This window comes from Curvibacter soli (assembly GCF_029211125.1).
Lineage (GTDB): Bacteria > Pseudomonadota > Gammaproteobacteria > Burkholderiales > Burkholderiaceae_C > Curvibacter_A > Curvibacter_A soli.
Genome location: NZ_JARGEN010000063.1, coordinates 1 through 22762 on the forward strand (window position 1 = coordinate 1; position 22762 = coordinate 22762).

18 protein-coding genes, 1 pseudogene and 1 riboswitch are annotated in these 22762 nt (G+C 70.1%); of the genes and pseudogenes, 7 read left to right on the forward strand and 12 right to left on the reverse strand.

What is annotated here, in order from left to right; translation table 11 throughout:
• Window positions 1–61 precede the first annotated feature (61 nt).
• A pseudogene (locus PY257_RS14030) lies at window positions 62–694 on the reverse strand (gamma-glutamyl-gamma-aminobutyrate hydrolase family protein); the annotation flags it as partial.
• Window positions 695–879: 185 nt separating this feature from the next.
• Between PY257_RS14030 and PY257_RS14035 the strand changes: the two are divergent.
• The 3 genes from PY257_RS14035 to PY257_RS14045 all read left to right on the forward strand — a co-directional run bounded on the left by PY257_RS14035 (window position 880) and on the right by PY257_RS14045 (window position 6902).
• The gene (locus PY257_RS14035) at window positions 880–4524 is read left to right on the forward strand and encodes a FecR domain-containing protein (protein WP_275742874.1); all 3645 of its coding nucleotides are present in this window, start codon (window positions 880–882) and stop codon (window positions 4522–4524) included.
• Window positions 4505–6490 (forward strand): adenylate/guanylate cyclase domain-containing protein, encoded by a 1986-nt coding sequence (locus PY257_RS14040; RefSeq protein ID WP_275742876.1) that lies wholly within the window; start codon window positions 4505–4507, stop codon window positions 6488–6490. Before PY257_RS14035 ends, PY257_RS14040 begins: the two co-directional genes overlap by 20 nt.
• Window positions 6491–6563: 73 nt before the next feature.
• Window positions 6564–6902: an HPF/RaiA family ribosome-associated protein gene (locus PY257_RS14045; protein WP_275742878.1), complete on the forward strand. Its 339-nt coding sequence runs from the start codon at window positions 6564–6566 to the stop codon at window positions 6900–6902.
• A 59-nt stretch (window positions 6903–6961) separates the two neighbouring features.
• Here the strand turns inward: PY257_RS14045 and PY257_RS14050 are convergent, their stop codons facing one another.
• Together PY257_RS14050 and PY257_RS14055 are read right to left on the reverse strand one after the other, a co-directional pair.
• Window positions 6962–8440 (reverse strand): M20 family metallopeptidase, encoded by a 1479-nt coding sequence (locus tag PY257_RS14050; protein WP_275742880.1) that lies wholly within the window; start codon window positions 8438–8440, stop codon window positions 6962–6964.
• 104 nt (window positions 8441–8544) lie between these two features.
• A complete protein-coding gene (locus PY257_RS14055) occupies window positions 8545–8919 on the reverse strand; it encodes an S-adenosylmethionine decarboxylase family protein (RefSeq protein WP_275742882.1) in 375 nt (124 codons plus the stop codon).
• Between the two features lie 129 nt (window positions 8920–9048).
• Here PY257_RS14055 and tkt point away from each other — a divergent pair, with 129 nt between their 5' ends.
• From tkt to PY257_RS14070, 3 genes are all read left to right on the forward strand, one after another.
• A complete protein-coding gene (gene tkt, locus PY257_RS14060) occupies window positions 9049–11082 on the forward strand; it encodes a transketolase (protein ID WP_275742885.1) in 2034 nt (677 codons plus the stop codon).
• A gap of 58 nt (window positions 11083–11140) precedes the next feature.
• Window positions 11141–12142, forward strand: coding sequence for a type I glyceraldehyde-3-phosphate dehydrogenase (gap, locus tag PY257_RS14065; RefSeq protein ID WP_275742886.1), 1002 nt, complete (start codon window positions 11141–11143; stop codon window positions 12140–12142).
• A gap of 206 nt (window positions 12143–12348) precedes the next feature.
• Complete coding sequence (locus PY257_RS14070) at window positions 12349–12693, forward strand: hypothetical protein (RefSeq protein WP_275742888.1); 345 nt, start codon at window positions 12349–12351, stop codon at window positions 12691–12693.
• An 82-nt stretch (window positions 12694–12775) separates the two neighbouring features.
• Here the strand turns inward: PY257_RS14070 and PY257_RS14075 are convergent, their stop codons facing one another.
• The 4 genes from PY257_RS14075 to PY257_RS14090 form a co-directional block, all read right to left on the reverse strand.
• Window positions 12776–12940, reverse strand: coding sequence for a hypothetical protein (locus tag PY257_RS14075; RefSeq protein WP_275742890.1), 165 nt, complete (start codon window positions 12938–12940; stop codon window positions 12776–12778).
• A 5-nt stretch (window positions 12941–12945) separates the two neighbouring features.
• Window positions 12946–13530, reverse strand: a complete 585-nt coding sequence (metW, locus tag PY257_RS14080; protein WP_275742891.1) for a methionine biosynthesis protein MetW — start codon at window positions 13528–13530, stop codon at window positions 12946–12948.
• Window positions 13527–14675 carry a homoserine O-succinyltransferase MetX gene (metX, locus tag PY257_RS14085; protein WP_275742946.1) on the reverse strand — a complete coding sequence of 383 codons (1149 nt, stop codon included), beginning with the start codon at window positions 14673–14675 and terminating at the stop codon, window positions 13527–13529. The genes metW and metX overlap by 4 nt, the downstream gene beginning before the upstream one ends.
• A 128-nt stretch (window positions 14676–14803) precedes the next feature.
• The gene (locus PY257_RS14090) at window positions 14804–15388 is read right to left on the reverse strand and encodes a TMEM165/GDT1 family protein (protein WP_275742893.1); all 585 of its coding nucleotides are present in this window, start codon (window positions 15386–15388) and stop codon (window positions 14804–14806) included.
• 12 nt (window positions 15389–15400) lie between these two features.
• Window positions 15401–15597: riboswitch (yybP-ykoY riboswitch) on the reverse strand.
• Between the two features lie 411 nt (window positions 15598–16008).
• On the opposite strand from PY257_RS14090, the gene PY257_RS14095 reads away from it, so the two are divergent.
• On the forward strand, window positions 16009–16497 hold the full coding sequence (locus PY257_RS14095; protein WP_275742895.1) for an RNA recognition motif domain-containing protein: 489 nt from the start codon (window positions 16009–16011) through the stop codon (window positions 16495–16497).
• Window positions 16498–16598: 101 nt separating this feature from the next.
• On the opposite strand, the gene PY257_RS14100 is transcribed toward PY257_RS14095, so the two are convergent.
• The 5 genes from PY257_RS14100 to PY257_RS14120 form a co-directional block, all read right to left on the reverse strand.
• Window positions 16599–17375: an SDR family oxidoreductase gene (locus tag PY257_RS14100; protein ID WP_275742897.1), complete on the reverse strand. Its 777-nt coding sequence runs from the start codon at window positions 17373–17375 to the stop codon at window positions 16599–16601.
• A gap of 14 nt (window positions 17376–17389) precedes the next feature.
• Window positions 17390–18025 carry an LPS export ABC transporter periplasmic protein LptC gene (gene lptC, locus PY257_RS14105; RefSeq protein WP_275742899.1) on the reverse strand — a complete coding sequence of 212 codons (636 nt, stop codon included), beginning with the start codon at window positions 18023–18025 and terminating at the stop codon, window positions 17390–17392.
• Window positions 18022–18591, reverse strand: coding sequence for a KdsC family phosphatase (locus PY257_RS14110; RefSeq protein WP_275742901.1), 570 nt, complete (start codon window positions 18589–18591; stop codon window positions 18022–18024). The genes lptC and PY257_RS14110 overlap by 4 nt, the downstream gene beginning before the upstream one ends.
• Window positions 18591–19568, reverse strand: coding sequence for a KpsF/GutQ family sugar-phosphate isomerase (locus tag PY257_RS14115; protein WP_275742903.1), 978 nt, complete (start codon window positions 19566–19568; stop codon window positions 18591–18593). Before PY257_RS14115 ends, PY257_RS14110 begins: the two co-directional genes overlap by 1 nt.
• A gap of 154 nt (window positions 19569–19722) precedes the next feature.
• Entirely contained in the window at window positions 19723–22728 is a 3006-nt protein-coding gene (locus PY257_RS14120; protein ID WP_275742905.1) for an EAL domain-containing protein, read from the reverse strand.
• Between the last annotated feature and the right edge of the window lie 34 nt (window positions 22729–22762).

Sequence of the window (22762 nt, forward strand, 5' to 3'; positions counted from 1 at the left end):
CCGTCACAGCCCCGAAAATCCCGATTTATCGCGCCTCCCTCTCTTCATTTATCTCACTCCCGTTCAGGATGCCCTGGTGGTGGATGCTGTTCACGCGCGCGCGTAACACGCCGGGGTACAGGCGCGCCAGCCGGGTGTCGGGCACGATGTCGATCTCGTGGAAGTTCTGGTCGTAGGCCGCGGCGTCGCGGTGGCGCAGCGCGCCGGCCACCTGCGTCTCGATGTCCTGGTAGAGCGTGCCGCCGAAAGCCACGTTGATGAGCTGCAGCCCGCGGCAGACGCCGAAGACCGGTTTGCCGGCCTGGGCAAACGCCTCCACCACGGCCAGGTCGTAGAGATCGCGGATGCGGTCGCCGATCCAGGCGTCGCGCAGCGGCTCCTCGCCGTAGCTGCCGGGCCACACGTCGGCGCCGCCGTGCATGACCACGCCGTCGAGCCAGTCGGCATAGTGCGCCAGCGTCACATCGCCGCGCGCCGTCTCGCCCGTGGGGCAGGGCACCATGACCACCATGGCGCCGGCCGACATGATCCAGTGCGCGATCGACTGTTCCACGTACTGCAGCGTCTTGTTGGTAAACAGCGAGCGCGTCGGGTCGGCGTGCGAGAAGCAGGCCGACAGGCCGATCTTCAGGCGCTGGCCCGCACGCGTCGGTGCCGGAGTCTTCGAAGTCGATGGAATGGCGGTCGCGCCCATGGTGGATGGTTGTAGCACCCGCCGTGCCAGCGCGGTGTAGGAAAGCAGCGTGCGTTTCCGTGCAAAAAATGGCGCGGGTTTTCTCCACGACTTGTGATAATTGGTTACAGCGCGCACCGTCTTCAGGGCCGCAACGCTTCCGCCATGCGAGAGCGCGCAGCCCCGCGGGGAAAGGAAAAGACACCATGAGACGCACAGCCTGCCGACTTGCTCTGGCCTGGGGCGCCACCGCCGCGCCGCTGTGGAGCGTCGCGGCCCTGCCGCCTGGCGCCGCAGCGGAGATACTGAGCCTGCAAGGCCTGGGCGAGCGCCGCCGCGATGCCGCCGCCGACTGGCAGCCCGCGCAGGCGCTGCAGCCGCTGGCCCCTGGCACCTTCGTGCGCACGCGCGAGGACGCTCGCATGGCGCTGCTGTTCGCCGACGAAACCCAGCTGCGGCTGCACCAAAACACGGTGCTGCAGGTGAAGGAAGTGGCCACGCCCGCATCGCCCGTCACCACGCTGCTGCTGAGCCTGGGGCGCGCCTGGATGCAGACCCGGCGCGCGCCCGACAGCCGCCTGACCCTGCTGACGCCCGCCGCCACGGCGGGCATCCGCGGCACCGACTGGGACATGGAGGTGGGCGCCGACGGTCGCAGCCTGCTGACCGTGTTCTCGGGCACGGTGGAATTCGGCAACGAGCAGGGCCAGGTCAGTGTGGGGCGCAACGAGGCGGCGGTGGCCGAAGTAGGCAAGGCGCCCGTCAAGATCCAGCTCACGCAGCCGCGCGACCGCATCCAGTGGGTCAACGCGCTGGCCGCCGACCCGCTGCGCCACCTTCGCGCCGACGACGTGCCCGCGGCGCTGCAGCCGGCCTATGCGGCGCTGGCAGCGCGCGACATGACGCACGCGCGGGCGCTGCTGGACGCCGCCCCTGCTGACGGCTGGACCCTTGTACTGCAGGCCGCACAGCACCTGCTGGCCGGCGACATGGCCGGCGCCGAACGCCTGCTCGCCGGCCTGCAAGACGCCATGCCGCCGCTACCCGCCACCTGGCTGATGCTGTCGGACATCGCGCTGCTGCAAGGCGACTACCTGCGTGCCGCCGGCGTGCTGCAGCAGGGCCTGCGGCGCCTGCCCGGGCAGTCTGACCTGCTGGCGCAGCTGGCGCGCGCGCAGCTGCTGGCCGACCGCAGGGAGGAAAGCGCGCAGACGCTGGCGCGCGCCGCCCAGGCAGATGACGGCAACGTGAACCTCTGGCTCGCGCGCGGCGCGCTGGCCCGGCGCGAGGGCGACAGCCCCGCGACCATCGCCGCCTATGGCCGCGCCGTGGCGGCGGCGCCGCAGGACGACCGCGGCTGGTTCGGCCGCGGCAGCGCCCACACCGAACGCGAGGATACCGCGCCCGCGCGCACCGACCTGCTGCAGGCGCTACAGATCGCCCCCGAGGGCCCGGGCTACCGCGGCGAACTCGGCACGCTGGAGACGTTCAGCAACGACTTCGCCGCCGCCGAGGCCGCCTTCGCCGAAGCGCTGGCGCAGAACCCCGCCGACTACGTGGCGCTGACCGGCTTGGGCCTGCTGCGCCTGAAGCAGGGCCGGCCCGTTGAGGCGCTCGACGCCTTCCTGCGCGCGGGCGTGATGGAGCCGCGCTACGCCCGCGCCAAGGCCTATACGGGCGTCGCCTACTGGCAGTTGGAGCGTCGGCAGGACGCCATCGCCACGCTGCAGCAGGCCGCGGAGCTAGACGACAAGGACCCCGTGCCCTGGCTGCTGCTATCGCAGATCTACACCGATCTGTTCCGCCCCGGCGACGCGGTGCATGCCTCGCGCGAGGCGGTGGCGCGCATGCCGTACCTGAAGTCGCTCAACCAGCTGGCCAACAACCAACAGGGAAGGGCGAACCTGGGGACGGCGCTCGCATTCTTCGGAATGGAGGACTGGGCGCTGGAACTCGCGCAGCAAAGCAACCATCCCTACTGGGGTGGCAGCCACCTGTTCCTGGCCGACCGCTATGCGGGTGATTTCAACAAGAACTCCGAACTGTTCCAGGGCTTCCTGACCGACCCGCTGGCGTTCGGGGCCAGCCCGCGCTTCTCCAGCCTGCTGCAGGCACCCGGCACATACGGCACGCTGGGGTTCACGTTCGAGAAGAACGAATTCCGCATGGCCGCCCCCTCTGCCAGCGTCAACGGGCTGGGCAACAGCCCATTCCCGATCGCGTATTTCTTCCAGACCCAGCGCGCCATCGTTTCGGGCGCGCCCCTTCCGCTGACCATCACGGACAACACCAGCACGCACCGCGACATGCAGCCCTACCGCGACTGGTGGCCCGCGGGAGGCGAAGGCGATCTGCGCATGACGCCACTGACCGTGGGCCTGGGCGCCCGGCCCACCGAGCAACTGGGCCTGTTCGCCTATGGCAACCAGAGCCGCCTGCGCCTGCGCGGGCGCAACGAGGTCAACCCGTACACGCTGTACGAGAGCACCACCGCCACGCCCACCGCCATGGACTACATGGCGCGCCAGGGCACGCTCGGCCTCTCGTACCGCTGGGCGCCGCAAGCGCAGACCTGGGTCATGCTCGGACGCCGCACCACGGACAACGCCGTGCAGGCCGTGCCGATGCTGTCGGTGTTCGACGATGCCGTGGCCACGCTCGCCGGCAATTCGGTCTACAAGACCGAGCTGAACGAACTCCATGTGCAGCACGTGGCCGACCTGGGCGCCGACACGCGCGTGCGCCTCGGCCTGCAGGTCATGCGCGAGAAGCAGATCAACGGCTCCTTCTTCCGTGGCCAGATCGTGCTGCGCGACAGCGGCGGCGAACTGACCGTCGGCGACGAGAACCTGCTGCTGCTCAACGACTTCCAGCGCCGCTTCAAGGCCTTCTCGCTGGGCGCGCAGCACCGGGTGTCGCCCGCCTTGCGCATCGAAGGCGCGCTGGTCGCCAATGACCTGCGCCTAGACGTGCCCGCTGGCGCCTTTTCCGACGCGCTGTACAACGACGCGGGCGACCTCGTGGGCATCTTCGACTACCGCGACCTCAGCGGCCACAGCCGGCAGCGCCCCGTCACGCCGCAGTTCGGCATGGTGCTGGAGCCCGCCCCCGGCCTGACCGTGCGGGCGGCGTACCAGGACTGGATGCGCCCGCTCGGCGTGGGCGGGCTCGGCGGCGTGGAGACGGCGGGCATCCCGGTGGAAGACCAGCTGGTGCGCGCCGGCGGGCGCCACAAGCGCAGCGTGGTGCAGATCGGCCTGGCCGCCAGCGACCGCACCTTCCTGTCGGTCCGGCTGGACCACTTGCGCGTGTACAACCCCGATGCCTTCGGCATCGACCAGCTCACGCCCGCGGAGTATTTCCTGGCCGAGCTGCGCGGCACCCGGATCACCAACATTTCCTCGCTCGATGTGCTCGAAGACACGCCCGGCTTCACGCGCGGGACCGTCCGCCGCGCCATGCTGGGCGTCAACCACATGCTCAGCCGCCAGCTTTCGGGCTATGCCAAGTACCAGTACCAGGACACGGTGCTGACCGGCGACACCAACCAGCCCGTGGAAGCCATCGCGGGCCGCCGCATCCCCTACCTGCCGCGCGACACGCTGGTGCTCGGCGCGACCTGGGCCAGCGCGCAGCGCGTCTACCTCAGCGGACGCACCGTGTACCGCTCGCAGCGCTTCGGGGACGTGCAGAACCTGCAGGCGCTGCCAGCGGGCTGGCAGCTCGACCTCATCGGCTACTGGGAGAGCGCCGACAAGCATTGGCTCATCGGCATGGCAGCGCTCAACCTGGGCCGTACCGGCAGCACCGCGCCGCACCGCTATATCGTCGATGCACGCTACCGCTTCTGACAGCAGCCGCCGACGCCTCGCGCCCTGGCTGGCGGCGGCGCTGGCGCTGGCGCTCGTGGGGCTGGCGTCCCTCAGCCGCTCCTGGGACGCGGTGGAGTTCAAGACCTTCGACCTGCTGACCGCGCTCAGCGCGCCGCAGGACGCGCGCGGCCTGCCCATCGTGGTGCTGGCCATCGACGAACCCACGTTCCAGGAGTTGCAGACGCAGTGGCCCTTTCCACGCGGGCTGCACGCGCGCCTGCTGCAGCGGCTGCGCGCGGACGGCGCCACCGCCGTGGGCTTCGACGTGGTGTTCTCCGAGCCCGGCGCGCCGCAGGACGACGATGCCTTCGAAGCCGCCCTGCGCGGCGGCGCGCCGTCCGTGGTGCTGGCTGGCTACGAAGAGCGCATCGACAACGACCAGGCCGTCCTGTGGACGCAGGTGGCGCCGCTGGCGCGCTTCACCCGCGCGGGCGCCGAGACGGGCGACATCGGCGTGCGGCCCGACGACGACTACGTGGTGCGGCGCCGCCCCGCGGGCGAAGACACGTTCTCGGCCCGGCTGGCCGCGCATGCGGGGCCGAGCGGCGGGGGCGGCGGGGGCGGCTTCATTGCCTACCTGGGCCCGCGCGGCACCATCGACACGCGCTCTTACTACCAAGCGCTGGAGCCGGGCCTGCTGCCCGCGGGCTTCTTCCGCGGCAAGACCGTGCTCGTGGGCCGCTCGGCGCGCACCGCCGCCGAACTGCAGACGGCGCGCGCCGACACCTTCAACTCGCCCTTCGCGGCCGCGCAGGCGGGCGACCGGCTGTTCCCGGGCGTGGAACTGCAGGCCACGTTGGTGGCCAACCGCCTGACGGGCGACGGCCTGCACGCCGTGCCCGGCCTGTGGACCGCCGCAGGGGTGCTGGCGCTGTGCGCGGCGCTGGTCTGGTGGGGCACTGGCGCGCACCCGTGGGTGGGCGCGGGGCTGGCCGGGGCCCTGGTGGCCGCCACGTTGGGGCTGTCGTGGGCACTGTTCACCGTGGCGCGGCTGTGGCTGCCGCCGCTGCTGCCGGCGGCGGCGTTGCTGGCCGTGTACGCTGCCACCGCGCTGCTGGGCTACCTGGCCGTGCGGCGACGCGCGGCGCAGACGCGCGCCATGTTCGCGCAGTATGTGCCGCCCGAGGTGGTCGACCGGCTCGTGGAGCACCCCGAGCAGATGCGCCTGGGCGGTGCCGAGCGCGAGGTGACGTTGATGTTCACCGACCTCGCCAGCTTCACCGCCATGGCCGAGCGCCTGAGCGCCGAGCAGACGGTGGAGGTGCTGACCGAATACTTCGGCGCGATGACGCCCGTCATCCACCGCCACCGCGGCACGGTGGACAAGTTCATCGGCGACGCGATCATGGCCTTTTGGGGCGCGCCGCTGGACGACGCCGGCCACGCCGCGCACGCGCTCGCCGCCGCCGTGGAGATGCAGCAGGCCATGGAGGCGCTGGCCGCGCGGCTGCGCGCGCGCAGGCTACCGCCCATCGGCATGCGCATCGGCCTGCACAGCGCCCGCGTGGTGGTGGGCAACGTGGGCTCGGCCACGCGCTTCTCGTATACCGCCATCGGCGATGGCGTGAACCTGGCCGCGCGGCTGGAGGGCGCGAACAAGGCGTTCGGCACGGGCATCCTGTTGTCGGGCGCCACGGCGGCGCTGCTGGACGACGACACCCGTGCCGGGCTGCGCGCGCTCGACGACGTGGTGGTCCAGGGCAAGAGCGCGCCGGTGCGCGTCTACACGCCGTGCGCCGACGCCGGGGTGCGCCAGCGCAGCGCAGCGGCGCTGGACGACTTCACCGCGCGCCGCTGGGACGCCGCCGCCGCACACCTGCGCGCCTTGCTCGAACGCCTGCCCGGCGACAAGGCGGCGCTGCACCTGCTGGCGCGCATCGACGCGGCGCGGCGGCTGCCCCCCGATACACCCTGGTCGCCGGCGGTGGCACTGGACAAGCTGTAACCACCGTTGATGCGCATCAAGCCGGCGCCTCGCATGCGGTGCATGATGGACGTACATACAAGGAGATCACGCCATGCAAATCCAGGTACGCACCGATGACCATATCCAGGGCGGCGAGTCGCTGGCCCGCTGGATCGAGCAGGAGGTTGCCGAGCGGCTCGCCCGCTTCCGCGACCAGCTCACGCACGTGGACGTGTTCCTGAGCGACGGCAACGCCGACAAGGCCGGCGACAAGCGCTGCGTGCTCGAAGCCCGCCTCGCGGGCCGCCAGCCGCTCGCGGCCAACGCCGAAGCCGCCACGGTGGCCGACGCCTTCACCAGCGCCGCCGACAAGCTGGTGCGCGTGCTCGACACGGACCAGGGCCGGCTCAAGGACCGGCATGGACGCGACACGATACGCGCACCGTCGTGACGCTATTGTTTTAGTAGCTGCCAGCGCTTGATGAATAAGCCCTGGCGGGCTATTTTCCTCTAAGTTTTTGGCTCCGCCGCCGGTAGGCTGGCGATGACCTGCGCCACCGCCGCCGTGAGCTTCTTGGCGTAGGGCACGTGCAGGAACTCGTTGGGGCCGTGGGCGTTGCTCCGGGGGCCGAGCACGCCGCAGACCATCATCTGCGAGGTGGGGAAGCCCTGGCTCAGCAGGTTCATGAGCGGGATGGTGCCGCCCTGGCCGATGTAGCCGCAGGGCGCGCCGAAGTGCGCCTGGCTGGCCTCGTTGAGCGCCTGCTCGAACCACGGCGCGGTGGCCGGCGCATTCCAGCCCGAGGCGCCGCCGCCCGACTCGAAGGTGACGCGGGCCTGGTAGGGCGCGTTGTCCTCCAGCAGGGCCTTGAGCTGCTGCACGGCCTGGGCCGCGTCCACCAGCGGCGGCAGGCGCAGGCTGAGCTTGAAGGCGGTGTAGGGGCGCAGCACGTTGCCCGCGTCTTTCAGCGCTGGCAGGCCGTCGGCGCCGGTGACGCTGAGCGTGGGCACCCAGGTGCGGCTGAGCAGGGCCTGCAGCGGGTCGTCGGTGGTGGGCAGCGCGAACATGGTGGCGCCGCCGCAGTCGTAGTGGGCCCAGGGAAAGCGCTTGTACAGTTCTTCGCCCAGGATGGCGGCTGTGGCCCGGGCCTGCGCCAGCCGCTCGGGCGGCACTTCGCAGTGGAAGCTCGCGGGCAGCAGGCGGCCCGTGGCGCTGTCTTCCAGGCGGTCGAGCACCTGCCGCATGATGCGAAACGACGAGGGCACCAGGCCCGAGGCGTCGCCCGAGTGGATGCCTTCGGTGAGCACCTCCACCTTCAGCGTGCCGCCGGCCATGCCGCGCAGGCTGGTGGTGAGCCAGAGCTGGTCGTAGTTGCCCGCGCCGCTGTCGAGGCACACCACGAGCGCCACCTCGCCGAGGCGGGGCCGTAGCGCATCGACATAGGGCAGCAGGTCATAGGAGCCGCTTTCCTCGCAGGTTTCGACCAGGCCCACGATGCGCGGGTGCGGCGTGTTCTGGCTTTTGAGCGCCTCGATGGCGGCGATGCTGGCGTACACCGCATAGCCGTCGTCGGCGCCGCCGCGGCCGTAGAGCTTGCCGTCCTCGTACTTCGGCGTCCAGGGGCCGAGGTCGCTGCGCCAGCCGGTGAATTCGGGCTGCTTGTCCAGGTGGCCATACATCAGCACGGTTTGCGTGCTGCCCTGCTGCGTGGCTGCCACCTCGAAGAACAGCACCGGCGTGCGGCCCGGCAGGCGCACGATCTCCAGCGACAGGCCGGCGACCTTGCGCGCCTCCACCCAGGCTGCGGCGTTGCGCACCACGGTCTCGATGTAGCCGTGCTGCTGCCAGTCGGCGTCGAAGCCGGGCGACTTGGCAGGGATGGCGATGTAGTCGGTGAGCTGGCGCACGATGTCGCCGTCCCACTGGGCGCTGGCGTGGGCCAGCGCGGCGGCGGCGTCGAGGGCGGGGGTGGGGATGCGGGCGTTCATGGGCTTTCTCCTGCGGCCCGGCAAAAGGCCATGGCGCCCATTGCATCACAACGCGAAAGCCCGCGCCATGCGCGGGCGGCTCGGGCCGGGCGGGCGCCGGGGCGTCATTGCTCCCCGCGCCGCAGCGCGTGGCGCAGCGCATGGCCGGGCATGAGCAACGCCAGCAGCGCATCCATCAGGGCATGCGCCTTGGCCGAGTGGTCGGCGCCGAAGTTGCACACGTACACGTCGAGCGTCGCCGCGCGCCGTTCGGGCCAGGTGTGCACGCACAGATGCGATTCGGCCAGCAGCACCGTGGCCGTCACGCCGCCGGGGCCCTGCGGCGTGGGCGGGAAGGTGTGCAACAGGCGCCCCACCGCCTGCAGGCCACTGGCGCGCACGGCGTCCTCGCAGGCGGCGCCCAGGCGCTCGGCCTCGCACAGCCACGCCGGCGCGCAGCGGCAGTCGTACAGATCGGCGGTGAGGTGCAGGCCTTGCATCGGGGAGGGGAGGAGCGCGCAGAACGCCGCCGCCAATTGTCGCAGCCCGGTGCCGCCATGGCCGGGCCGTTAAAATCAAGGGCTTTTCTTCGCTTTCATCCCCCTGATTTTCCTCCGGAGCCGCCCCCGATGGCCAAAACCTCAGCAATGGCAAATGCGATCCGCGCACTCGCCATGGACGCCGTGCAGCAAGCCAACTCCGGCCACCCCGGCGCACCGATGGGCATGGCCGACATGGCCGTGGCGCTGTGGGGCCGGCACCTCAGGCACAACCCCGCCAACCCGCACTGGGCCGACCGCGACCGCTTCGTGCTCTCCAACGGCCACGCCTCGATGCTGCTGTACGCGGTGCTGCACCTGACGGGCTACGACCTGCCCATCGAAGAGCTGAAGAAGTTCCGCCAGCTCCACGGCAAGACACCGGGCCACCCCGAGGTCGGCTACACCCCCGGCGTGGAAACGACCACCGGCCCGCTGGGCCAGGGCATCGCCAACGCCGTGGGCTTCGCGCTGGCCGAGAAACTGCTGGGGGCGGAGTTCAACCGCGAGGGCCACGCCATCGTGGACCACCACACCTACGCCTTTCTGGGCGACGGCTGCCTGATGGAAGGCATCAGCCACGAGGCCTGCGCGCTGGCCGGCGCGTGGAAGCTGGGCAAGCTGGTCGCGCTGTACGACGACAACGGCATCTCCATCGACGGCCAGGTCGCGCCCTGGTTCGTGGACGACACGCCGGCGCGCTTGCGCGCCTACGGCTGGCAGGTGATCGGCCCGGTGGACGGCCACGACGTGGACGCGGTGGACGCGGCCATCGCGCAGGCCAGGACCAGCGCCGACCGGCCCACGCTGATCGTCTGCAAGACCGCCATCGGCCGGGGCTCGCCCAACCGCGCGGGCACGGCCAAGGCGCACGGCGAGCCGCTGGGCGCCGAGGAAATCGCCCTCACGCGCGCGGCGCTCGGCTGGCCCCTGGCGCCGTTCGAGGTGCCCGCCGAGGTCTATGCCGACTGGAGCGCCCGGGCGCGCGGCGATGCCGCCGAGCAGGACTGGAATGCGCGCTTCGCCGCCTATGCCCAGGCGTACCCCGAACTGGCCGCCGAATTCACCCGCCGCATGTCCGGCACGCTGCCGAAGAACTTCGCCCAGGTGGCGGTCGATGCCGCCGTGGCCGCCCACGGCAAGGCCGAGACGGTCGCCACCCGCAAGGCCAGCCAGATCGCGCTCGAAGCCTTCACCGCCGCGCTGCCCGAGCTGCTGGGCGGCAGCGCCGACCTGACGGGCTCGAACCTCACCAACACCAGGAGCACGCCCGCCTTCCGTGTGGATGCCGCGGGTGCGGTGGTGAAGACCGAGGACGGCAAGGTGGGCCGCCACATCAACTACGGCGTGCGCGAGTTCGGCATGGCCGCCATCATGAACGGCGTGGCGCTGCACGGCGGGTACATCCCCTACGGCGGCACCTTCCTGACCTTCAGCGACTACAGCCGCAACGCCATCCGCATGGCCGCGCTGATGCAGCGGCGCGTGATCCATGTGTTCACGCACGACTCCATCGGCCTGGGCGAGGACGGCCCCACGCACCAGTCCATCGAGCACGCGGCGAGCCTGCGGCTGATCCCGGGCCTCGACGTCTGGCGCCCCGCCGACACCGCCGAGACCGTGGTGGCCTGGGCCGTGGCGCTGGAGAACCGCTCCCGCCCCACGGCGCTGCTGCTGTCGCGCCAGAACCTGCCCTACCTGCCCAAGAGCGACCTGGGCGACATCAGCCGCGGCGCCTATGTGCTGGCCGAGCCGGCGCGCGTCGGGCTGAAGAACAAAAAGGTGCGCGCGGTCATCGTCGCCACCGGCTCCGAGGTGCAGCTCGCGCTGAAGGCACAGGAGCTGCTGGCCGCGCGCAAGATCGCCGTGCGCGTGGTGTCCATGCCGTCCACCACGGTGTTCGACCGCCAGGCCACGGCCTACAAAAAGAGCGTGCTGCCCAAGGGCCTGCCGCGCATCGCGGTGGAAATGGGCGTGACCGACGGCTGGTGGAAGTACGGCGTGGCGGCGGTCGTGGGCATCGACCGCTACGGCGAATCGGCGCCCGCGCCCGACCTGTTCAAATACTTCGGCTTCACGCCCGAGAACGTGGCAGACACCGTGCGGGCCGTGCTCGCCAAGTAAGCGTTTGCATGGCTTGCGCTAGCCCTCGTTTCTTTTCATTCATCCAGGAGAGACACCCATGACCCTCAAACTCGGCATCAACGGCTTCGGCCGCATCGGTCGCAACGTGCTGCGCGCGGCGGTGCAGAACTTCCCCGACATCGAAGTCGTGGGCATCAACGACCTGCTGGAGCCCGACTACCTGGCCTACATGCTGCAGTACGACAGCGTGCATGGCCGCTTCAAGGGGCAGCTCGCCGTGGAGGGCAGCACGCTCATCGTGAACGGCAAGAAGATCCGCCTCACGCAGGAGCGCGACCCCGCCGCGCTGAAGTGGAACGAAGTGGGCGCCGACGTGGTGCTCGAATCCACCGGCCTGTTCCTGACCAAGGAAACCGCGCAGAAGCACATAGCCGCCGGCGCGCCCAAGGTCATCCTGTCCGCGCCCAGCAAGGACGACACGCCGATGTTCGTCTTCGGCGTGAACGACAAGACATACGCCGGCCAGGCCATCGTCAGCAACGCGAGCTGCACCACCAACTGCCTGGCCCCGGTGGCCAAGGTGCTGCACGACAAGTGGGGCATCAAGCGCGGCCTGATGACCACGGTGCACGCGGCCACCGCCACCCAAAAGACCGTGGACGGCCCGAGCAACAAGGACTGGCGCGGCGGCCGCGGCATCCTGGAGAACATCATCCCCAGCAGCACGGGCGCGGCCAAGGCCGTGGGCGTGGTGATCCCGGCGCTCAACAAGAAGCTCACGGGCATGAGCTTTCGCGTGCCGACCTCCGACGTGTCGGTGGTGGACCTGACGGTGGAGCTGGAAAAGGACGCCAGCTACAAGGACATCTGCGCCGAGATGAAGGCCCAGAGCCAGGGCGCGCTCAAGGGCATCCTGGGCTACACCGAGGACAAGGTGGTGGCCACCGACTTCCGCGGCGAGACCTGCACCAGCGTGTTCGACGCCGAGGCCGGCATCGCGCTCGACAGCACCTTCATCAAGGTCGTCTCCTGGTACGACAACGAGTGGGGCTACTCCAACAAGTGCCTGGAGATGGCGCGCGTGGTGGCGGGCCGCTAAGCCCGCCCTGGCCGACGGAGGGCCTCGCGGCAAGGCCAAAAACATATACTCCCCCACTGCCACCCTGCCACCGCCGGTAAATAGCCAAGATCATGCGCATACTCCCTGGGAGTATCGATGAATCCGTGGATATTGCCGGCACCGCAAGCGCAGGCCGAAAGCCGCCGGCCTCTTGCATTCCACCGCGCCGTCCTCAGATGCGGGGCATGAACACCTCCACATCTTCTTCCTCAGTGGGCCCGGCGGACCTCGTTGCCGTGCAAGTGCTGGCGCAGTTGCTGGAGCGGCTGGAGCACAGTTCCAGGCCCGTGGACCCCGGCCAGTACCGCGCGGTGGCCGAAAGCCTGGGCCGTGCGCTCGCCCGCGCCCCCGCAGGGCCGCAGCTCGACGCCTTGCTGCAGGCCGCGCCCGCCGCCGCGGAGCTGTACGAAAACCTGCAGTACCAGTACGCCGGCCTGTGCCGCACGCCGCTGGATGCCGCCCTGGCGGCAGAGCAGCGCGCCCGCGATGCGATCGGCCGCGCGATGCGGGCCGCGCCTACGGCAACGTGACCCTGGCGCCGTGGGCAAATCTGTAAATCTGCAAATCTGGCAGGCGCATCCAACTGCCGTTTCCAGGTTAAAACCGTAGCGCTTACACCGCTGCCACGTACCGGCTGATCGCGGCGCGCCCGCTTGCCGGGTCGTCGGCGAAGAACCCATCGACACCCGCGCGCAGGAACGCCGCCGCTGGGCACCACCGCATCGCGCCGGTGCCCAGCGCCTGCGGCAGGGCGCAGAACGTGCGGCGCGTGGGCATGGCTTTCAGCCGCGCTGGAGGCTGAACACCGCCGTGGCCGCGCGCAGGTTGGGCAGGGTGCGCACGGCCCGCCCGTTGTGCAGGCCGAAGGCGTCGATCACGCGCAACTGGTTCTTCTGCGCGAGCACCTCGAAATCCTTGAACGTGCCCACGCGGATGTTGGGCGTGTCGTACCACTGGTAGGGCAGCCGGCGCGTGACGGGCATGCGCCCGCGCAGCACCGCGAGCCGGTTGGGCCAGTGCGCGAAGTTGGGGAAGGCGACGATGCCCATGCGGCCCACGCGCGCGGTCTCGCGCAACATGGTCTCGGCATTGCGCAGGTGCTGCAGCGTGTCGATCTGCAGCACCACGTCGAAGCTCTGGTCGTCGAACATGTCCAGCCCCGCGTCGAGGTTGAGCTGGATCACGTTCACGCCGCGCTGCACGCAGGCGAGCACGTTGGCGTCGGCGATCTCGATGCCGTAGCCGCTGCAGCCGCGTTCGCGCTGCAGGTGCGACAGCAGCGCGCCGTCGCCGCAGCCGAGGTCGAGCACGCGCGCACCTTCGGGCACCATGCGCGCCACGGCTTCGAGCAGGCTTTTCTCGCTCATGGCCTCGCCTCCATTTGCGCCGCCGTCTCCGCGGCGATGCGCTCGAAGTAGGAGCGCACCACCGCGAGGTAGCGCGCGTCGTCGAGCAGGAAGGCGTCGTGGCCGTGCGGCGCGTCGATCTCGGCGTAGCTCACGTCGCGGCGGTTCTCCAGCAGCGCACGCACGATCTCGCGGCTGCGCGCGGGCGAGAAGCGCCAGTCGGTGGTGAAGCTCACGAGCAGGAACTTCGCCAGCGTGCCCGCGAGCGCGCGCCGCAGGCTGCCGTCGAAGGCGCGCGCGGGGTCGAAATAGTCGAGCGCGCGGGTGATCAGCAGGTAGGTGTTGGCGTCGAAGTACTCGCTGAACTTGTCGCCCTGGTGGCGCAGATAGCTCTCGATCTGGAACTCGATGTCCTGCGTGCTGTACTTCAGGTCCAGCCCCTCGCGCAGTTGGCGCCCGAACTTGGCGTTCATCACGTCGTCGCTCAGGTACGTGATGTGGCCGATCATGCGCGCGATGCGCAGGCCGCGCCGGGGCACCGCGCCGTGTTCGTAGAAGTGGCCGCCATGGAAGTCCGGGTCGGTCACGATGGCGCGGCGCGCCACCTCGTTGAAGGCGATGTTCTCGGCGTTGAGGTTGGGGGCGCTGGCCACCACCACGGCGTGGCGCACGCGCGCGGGGTATTGCAGCGTCCACGACAGCGCCTGCATGCCGCCCAGGCTGCCGCCCATGACGGCGGCGAGCTGGCCGATGCCCAGGCGGTCGAGCAGGCGCGCCTGCGCGTCCACCCAGTCCTCCACCGTGGCCACGGGGAAGTCGGCGCCATAGACGCGGCCCGTGTCGGGGTTGACATGCATGGGCCCCGTGGAGCCGAAACACGAGCCGGGGTTGTTGACGCCGATGACGAAGAAGCGGTCGGTGTCCACGGGCTTGCCGGGGCCGATCATGTTGCTCCACCAGCCCTCGGAGCGCTCCTGGCCCGCGTAGACGCCGGCGACGTGGTGCGAAGCATTGAGCGCATGGCACACCAGCACGGCGTTCGTGTGGCCGGCATTGAGCGTGCCGTAGGTCTCATAGGCCAGCATGTAGTCGCGCAGCGACGCGCCGCTGCGCAACGCGAGCGGCTCGCTGAAATGCATGGACTGAGGTGTGGCGAACATCGCGATAAAAAACCCAGCATCGCCAAAAACGAGGCCGGGTCGCAGGGGGATGTCGGTCCGTCTTTAGCGGAACTTGTTGAGCGCCCGCAAGCTGGAGCAAATCGGCGCTGTGGGCGATGAGTATACCAAGCCGCTCAGAGCGCCAGCCGCGCCGCGTCGGGCCAGAAGGCGAGCAGCCCGAACACTGCGAAGACCGCCGCCGACACGGCATGCACCACGCGCAGCGGCACCAGGCGCGTGATGCGCTCGCCGAGCCAGACCACGGGCACGTTGGCGAGCATCATGCCCAGCGTGGTGCCGGCCACCACCGCCAGCCAGGCGTGGAAGCGCGCGGCCAGCATGACGGTGGCGATCTGGGTCTTGTCGCCCATCTCGGCCAGGAAGAACACGACCACCGTGGTGCCGAAGACGCCCAGGCGCGCGAGGATGCCCGGCGCGTCTTCGTCCTCGTCGAGCTTGTCGGGGATCAGCATCCATGCCGCCATGGCGAGGAAAGATGCGCCCAGCACGCGGCGCAGCATGTCCGGCCCGAGCACGGTGGTGACCCAGGCGCCCAGGGCGCCGGCCAGCGCGTGGTTGACCACCGTGGCCACCAGGATGCCCAGCACGATCGGCCAGGGCTTGCGCAGGCGCGCGGCAAGGACGAGGGAGAGGAGTTGCGTCTTGTCGCCCATTTCGGCGAGGGCGACGATGCCCGTGGAGACGAGAAAGGCTTCCATGCGCGTTGTCCGGCCGGACCCATTGCAAAGAACGCATCGACCGCGCCCCCGGCCCGGCCTTGTGTTGGACGGGGCGCGGTCAATGGTCTCGCCAAGTCCATGGACCGCCTGCGCCATGCCTCGCCGTGCGGCAAGGCAAGTCTGTTGACGCAAGCCCTTCTCGGGGATGGAAGGAGGCTACTCCCCAGTGACGGGCACGATTATCCTGGAAACGGCAGGTGCATAGCGCTCTCACCCACGAGGTGAACCCCATCGGGGCCGGCAACGCTCGATTCCATGCGGCCTGGCAAGGGATGCGAAGCGGTCAACTGCCGTTTCCATATAGGCAGCGGCAGGCCCGCCGGGCCGCTTGCGCCATCGGTAGCGGGAAAGGGCCGTCCGACCGCAGTGCCGGCAGGGACCGGCCGTCGTCACAAATTAATACAAAATGCGGCGCCTGGATATTCATGCCTGCCTGCATAAACGCTTGCTTTTTTGGGGAAGTTATGCCGCATAATGCTCCGGCGGGCCTGTAACGGGCCTGCGAGTTCATAGTAATCCGTCAGTTTCGCGTCGTGAGATTCGCTGGCTGCGTGTTCGGGACTTCGATGCTTTTTCTTATGTGTTTTTAGGAGTCCTTCATGGGCAACAAGCTGTATGTCGGCAATCTGCCGTATTCGGTGCGCGATAGCGATCTTGAGCAGGCTTTCGGTCAGTTCGGCGCCGTCACCAGCGCCAAAGTCATGATGGAGCGCGATACCGGTCGCTCCAAGGGTTTTGGCTTCGTCGAAATGGGCAGCGATGCCGAGGCGCAGTCCGCCATCAACGGCATGAACGGCCAGTCGCTCGGCGGCCGCAGTGTCGTGGTCAATGAAGCCCGCCCGATGGAGCCTCGTCCTCCGCGCAGCGGCGGCTTCGGTGGCGGCGGCGGCGGTGGTGGTGGCTACGGCGGTGGTGGCGGCGGTGGCTACGGCGGCGGCGGTGGTGGCCGCAGCGGTGGTGGTGGTGGCGGCTACGGCGGCGGCGGTGGTGGCCGCAGTGGCGGCAGCGAAGGCGGCTTTCGCAGCCCCTATGGCGCGGGCCCGCGCGGCGGCGGTGGCAGCCGTGGCGGCGGCAGCAGCAGCTACTGATTTCCCTGGGCCTCTCGGCCCTTGCCAGAACATGGTCAGAAGGCTCCTTTCGAGGAGCCTTTTTGTTTTCCTGGTACCGCACGCGGCAGCGCTAGCCCGGGCTAGTGCAGTGTTCGATGCTTGCGCGGCCTGCCGGCCAGCAGCCTGTCGAACACGGGGTTGGGCAGCAGGCGCAGCAGCTTGGCGACCACGCCCATCTGCCACGGAATCACGCGGTAGCTGGCGCCTGCGGCAATGGCCGCGAAGGCGCGGTCGGCGAAATCCCCTGGACGCAGCAGGAATGGCATGCCATAGCGGTTCTGGCGCGTGAGCGGCGTGTCCACGTAGCCCGGGCACAGGGTGACCACGCGCACGCCGGCGTCGCGCAGTTCACCGCGCAGGCTTTCGCAGTAGGCGATGGCTGCGGCCTTGCTGGCGCAGTAGGCGCCGTGGCCCGGCAGGCCGCGGATGCCGGCCACGCTGGCGATGCCGACCAGCGTGCCCTTGCCGCGCGCGCGCATGGGCGCCACGAAGGGGTGGAAGGTGGCGGCCATGCCGGTGACGTTGGTGGCCAGGGTACGGGCCATCACGTCCAGGTCTTCGCGCTCGGCGCTGTCCATGCCGATGCTGATGCCCGCGTTGGCCACCACGTGGTCGGGCAGGCCCTGGGCGGCGATGCAGGCACGCGCAGCGGCGGCGATGGCCCCGGTGTCGGTCACATCGGCGGCGTACACGGCGCAGCGGTCGGCGGCCACGCCGTGCGCGCGGGCCCAGTCTTCCACCACGCTGGCGCGGCGGGCCACGAGCGCCAGACGCCAGCCGGCCTGGTGGTAGCGCCAGGCCAGGGCCTGGCCGATGCCGCTGGACGCGCCGGTGATGAATGCAAGCGGGGCCGCCACGGCTGCGGGCCCCGTCAGCGCTTCTTGGGCTCGGCGGCCAGGGGATGCATCAGGCCCCGCACGCGGCCCCGCAGCTCGATCACCTGGTCGAGGTTGAAGAGGTGCAGCGAGTCAGCGGTGAAGCGGTCGGCCCCGCGCGTGATGACCACGGGCAGATGGGTGCGCACCTCTTCCGTGTTCATGAAGGCGTGGAGGAATTCGCTGCGCAGCTCCATGCGTGGCTGCTCCTGGCCGTGTGGGTCTTGCATGGCCTCGCGCGTGACGACCGCGTTGCCGAAGAGCTGTACCTCGGAGCCGTCGCCGTTGCTGAGCCCGCGCCGCGCCGTGATCAGCGTCAGGTGGCCTTGCAGGTCGTAGGCACGGATGCGCACGTCGTCGATCTCCAGCGTGTCGTTGTCGGGGTAGTGGCGCGCCTCGTCGCCGAAGACCTCGTTCTTCAGCCGGCCTGTGGGGTCGAAGCTCTTGACCGAGAAGCTGCGCAGGAAATAGTCGGGCTCGTGGCGCACGGCGCGCGGCGCCTCGGGCACGCTGTAGCTCGGGGTGCTGCGCACGAGCCAGTAGGTGCCCAGCGCCAGCACGCCCATGAGCAGCGCGGGCAGGTAGATGGAGGCACGTTCCCAGGCGCCGTGCAGCCGCTGCAGCAGCGTCATGCGGCGGCGTTCCTGAGCAGCGCGGCATAGCGGCCGCGCGCGGTGGCGAGCAGGTCGCACAGTTCGCGCGCCGCGCCGTGCCCGCCCGTGGCCTGGGTGACGTAGTGGGCCATGGCGCGGACCTCGGCGTGGGCATTGGCCGGCGCGCAGGCGAAGGCGGCGCGGCGCAGCACGGGCAGGTCGGGCCAGTCGTCGCCCATGGCGGCGGCCTGGGGCCAGGACAGGCCCAGCGCCGCGAGGATCTCCTCCGCCGCGGGGCGCTTGTCCTCGGTGCCCAAGCGCGCGTGCCGCACGCCCAGCGCCTGCAGGCGCTGGCGCAGCGGGGCCGAGTCGCGCCCGGTGACCACTGCGGGCTCGATGCCGGCCTGGCGCAGCAGCTTGAAGCCGTAGCCGTCGAGGATGTCGAAGCGCTTGAGCTGCTCGCCCGCGTCCGACAGGTACAGCCCGCCGTCGGTGAGCACGCCGTCGACGTCGAAGAACACGACCACCACGTCCCGCGCGGCCAGCAGCAGCTCGGGCGCGATGCGCAGCGTCGGCGCGGCGGCGGGGTCGTTGCGGGTGTCCATCAGATGACCTTGGCGCGCATCAGGTCGCCCACGTGCACGATGCCCTGCAGCACGCCCGCGGAATCGACCACCAGCACGCTGGTGATGCCGTGCTGCTCCATGCGCTTGGCCGCGTCGGCGGCCAGCGCGTCGGCGCCGATGGTGCGCGGCGATGCGTGCATCAGCTCGCGTGCATGGGTGCCGCGCAGTTCTGCGCCGCGCTCGATCAGGCGGCGCAGGTCGCCGTCGGTGAAGATGCCCAGCACCTGGCCCTGGGCGTTGGTGATGGCGCAGGCGCCCAGGCCCTTGGCGCCGATTTCGCGCATGAGTTCGCCGAACGGCGCGTCGGGCCCCACGCGCGGCACCTGCGCACCGGTGCGCATGACGTCGCCCACCAGCGTGAGCAGCTTGCGGCCCAGGGCGCCGCCGGGGTGGGAGCGGGCGAAGTCCTCGGCCTTGAAGCCGCGCGCTTCGAGCAGCGCCATGGCCAGCGCGTCGCCCATGGCGATCTGCGCCGTGGTGCTGGCCGTGGGCGCCAGGGCCAGCGGGCAGGCTTCGCGCTCCACGCCGGTGTCGAGCACCAGGTCGGCGTACCGGGCCAGCGCGGACTGCGGCCCGCCGGTCATGGCGATCAGCGGCGCGCCCAGGCGCTTGAGGACGGGCAGGATGGCGGTCAGCTCGGCCACCTCGCCGCTGTTGGAGACGCCGAGCACGAGGTCGGCGGCGGTGATCATGCCGAGGTCGCCGTGGCCGGCCTCGGCGGGGTGCACGAACATCGCCGGCGTGCCGGTGGAGGCCAGCGTGGCGGCGATCTTGCGGCCCACGTGGCCGCTCTTGCCCATGCCCATGACGACCACGCGCCCACGCAGCGCGAGCACCATCTGCACGGCCTGCGCGAAGCTCTCGCCGGTGCGGGCCTTCAGGCCGCGCACCGCGTCGGCTTCGATGTCGAATGTTTCGTGGGCGCGGCGGATGGCCTGCTGGGCGTCGAATGGCATGCGCCGATTCTATCGGCGGGCCTGGCGCAGTACCGGGACATGGATGCTATATATTCAGTAGCTGCTGTCGCCGTATTTTCAATGACTTCAGGCAACTTTCTATCTGAAACCGCCAAAACACGGGCGACGGCAGCTATTGAATGGATAGCACCACTCAAATCGCGAGCTGTTCCACCGGCACCGGCCGCCCGAACAGGTAGCCCTGGAAGCGGTGGCAGCCGTTATCCACCAGGAACACGCGCTGGCCTTCGGTTTCCACGCCTTCGGCCACCACGTCGAGCCCCAGGCTGTGCGCCAGGGCGACGATGGTGCGGGCGATGACGGCGTCGTTGGGATCTGCCAGCACGTCGCGCACGAACGACTGGTCGATCTTCAACTGGTCCAGCGGCAGACGCTTGAGGTAGGCCAGCGACGAATAGCCGGTGCCGAAGTCGTCGAGCGAGAAACCGATGCCGCGCGTTCGCAGCGCGTTCATCTTGGCGATGATGTCCTCCACCTCGGTGAGCAGCATGCTCTCGGTGATTTCGAGCTTGAGGCGCTGCGGGTTGGCGCCGGTGGATTCGATGGCCGCGAGTACGTTCTGCACGAAGTCGGGGTGGCGGAATTCGCGCGCGCTCACGTTGACCGCCATGGTGAGCTGCGCCGTGGCCGGGTTTGCGCTCCAGGCGACGACCTGGGCGCAGGCCGCGCGCAGCACCTGCTGGCCGAGCTGCAGGATCAGTCCGGACTGCTCCGCCAGAGGAATGAACTGCGCCGGCGACACCATGCCGCGCATCGGGTGGTTCCAGCGCACCAGGGCCTCGACGCCCAGGATGCGCGCGTCCACGTCGACCACGGGCTGGTAGTGCAGCAGGAATTCGCTGCGCTGCAGGCCCTGGCGCATGTCGGATTCGAGCGCCGAGCGCGCGCTCACCGTGGCCTGCATGCGCGGGTCGAAGAAGCACAGCGTGTTGCGGCCCGCGGCCTTGGCCTGGTACATGGCGAGGTCGGCGCGCTTGAGCAGTTCGTCCACCGGCATGGCCGCGTCGCGAAACAGCGTGATGCCGATGCTCGGCGTGCTGTAGAGCTCGTTGCCGTCCACTAGGTAGACTTGGTTGAGCGCGGCGAGCATCTTCTGCGCCACGGCCTCGGCCTCGGCGGCGGCTTCGGGCTCGATGGCGTGCAGGCCTTCGAGCAGCACGATGAACTCGTCGCCGCCCAGGCGCGAGACGGTGTCGGTGACGCGCACGCAGTGGCCGATGCGCGCGGCCACCTGCACCAGCAGCTTGTCGCCCCAGTCGTGGCCCAGGGTGTCGTTGAGGTCCTTGAAGTTGTCGAGGTCGAGGAACAGCAGCGCACCGTGGCGCTGGCGGCGCGCGCTGCTGGCCACGGCCTGCACCAGCCGGTCGAGCAGCAGGCGGCGGTTGGGCAGGCCGGTGAGCTCGTCGTAGAAGGCCAGGCGCTGGATCTGCGCCTCGGCCTTCTTGCGCTCGGTGATGTCGCGCCCGACGCCGCGGTAGCCGGTGAAGTGGCCTGCGGCGTCGTAGATGGGCTCGCCGCTCATGGAGACCCAGCGCGCGCTGCCGTCGGGGGCCACGTGCTGCATCTCGAAGTCGCTGAATACCTCGTGCGCCGCCAACTGGGCCTGGTGGATGCGCCACTGCTCGGGCGTGATGCCGCGCACGTCCTGCAGTTCCCAGCACGCGCGGCCCAGGTACCGGCCTTCGGCCAGGCCATTGGGCAGGCGCTGGATCATGCCGTCGAAGCGCACGAAGCGGAAGCACTCGTCCTGCTCCCAGTACCAGTCGGCCGACAGGCTCGTGAGGCTGCGCCAGCGGGCCTCGTTTTGCCGCAGCGCCTCCTGCGCCTCGATGTAGTCGGTCACGTCGGTGAAGGTGCGCACGCGCCCGCCCGTAGGCAGCATGCGCGTGCGCACCTCCAGCATGCGCCCGGCGAGGGTGCGGCGCAGGTAGGCGTCGGGCATGCACATCTTGTTGCCATGCGCGGCGTATGCGTCGACAACGTAGTCGCGCGCGGGCAATTCGATGCGCTCGAAGCCTGGGCCGAAGTCGCCGCGCTCGGTCTGCAGGCGCATCACTTCTTCCGCCCACGGCTGAGTGGTCAGCAGCGATTCGGGCAGGTTCAGCAGCTCCAGGTAGCGGCGGTTGTAAACGCGGATGCGACCCTCGGCATCGACGTTGGTGATGCCCTGGGTCATGCTTTCCAGGGTGAGTTCGAGCGCGCCCGACTTCTGCGCCAGCAGCTCGGAGGTTTCGCGCAATTGCCGCTGCACGCGCAGGCGCTCGGCGTCGGTGCGGCGCGCCTGCACCAGTTGCGCCAGAAACGCCTGCAGGGGCTGCAGGAACTCGATGTCCTCCGCGCCGTAGCCCTGCGGGTTGCCGGCCAGCACGACGACGGCGCAGGGCTGGCCCGCGAGCACGATGGGCAGCGCCAGTTGCATGCACTGCGCCCCACTGACCTGCGGCAGGCCGCTGTGCAGCGCCTGCCCGCAGGGTGTGTCGGGCATGGGCTGGTAATCCGCGCCTTCCGCCGCGGGCCAGGAACCGGGGCCGCCGGCCACGCCCGCGAGCGCCTCGACCCGCACGGCGGCGCCTTCCGGCCCCGGCACTGCAACCATGAAGCCGCTGACGCTGCCCGTCAGATCCAGCAGGTGCTCCAGCAACGTGCGGAACGGCGCATGCGGGTCGCCGCTGCTGCCGATGAATGCCGCCTGCGCCGACGAGACGGCCTGCAGCAGCCGGTGCTGGCGCAGCAGCGCATATTCGGCCTTCTGGCCCAGCAGGCGGATGCAGGCACGCTCGTAGGCCGCGTCAACCTGCGCCGGCAGCACCTGCAGGTAGCCCAGGGACGCATCCTGGATCACGTAGTCGGCAAAGCCCGCGTGCAGCGCCTGCGCCGCCACGCCCTCGTCGCCCGCCGGCACGGCGACGATGGCGGGCACGGCACCCAAGGCGCCCTGCAGGTCGAAAACCGTGCCGTCGGCCAGCCGGAACGCGACGACGGCGGCATCGGGCTGCAGCGCGGGCAGCAGGGCGCGCGCCTGCGCCGCCGTGGCGGCCACCTCAACCCGGCCCACGCTGCTTTTGCGCGCCAGCGCCAGGCGCATGGCCTCGGCCTGCGCCATATCGCTGTCGACCAGAAGAATCGTCAAGAACTGCATGGCGGACCGGACATCTGCCGCGCAGAACGGCTGG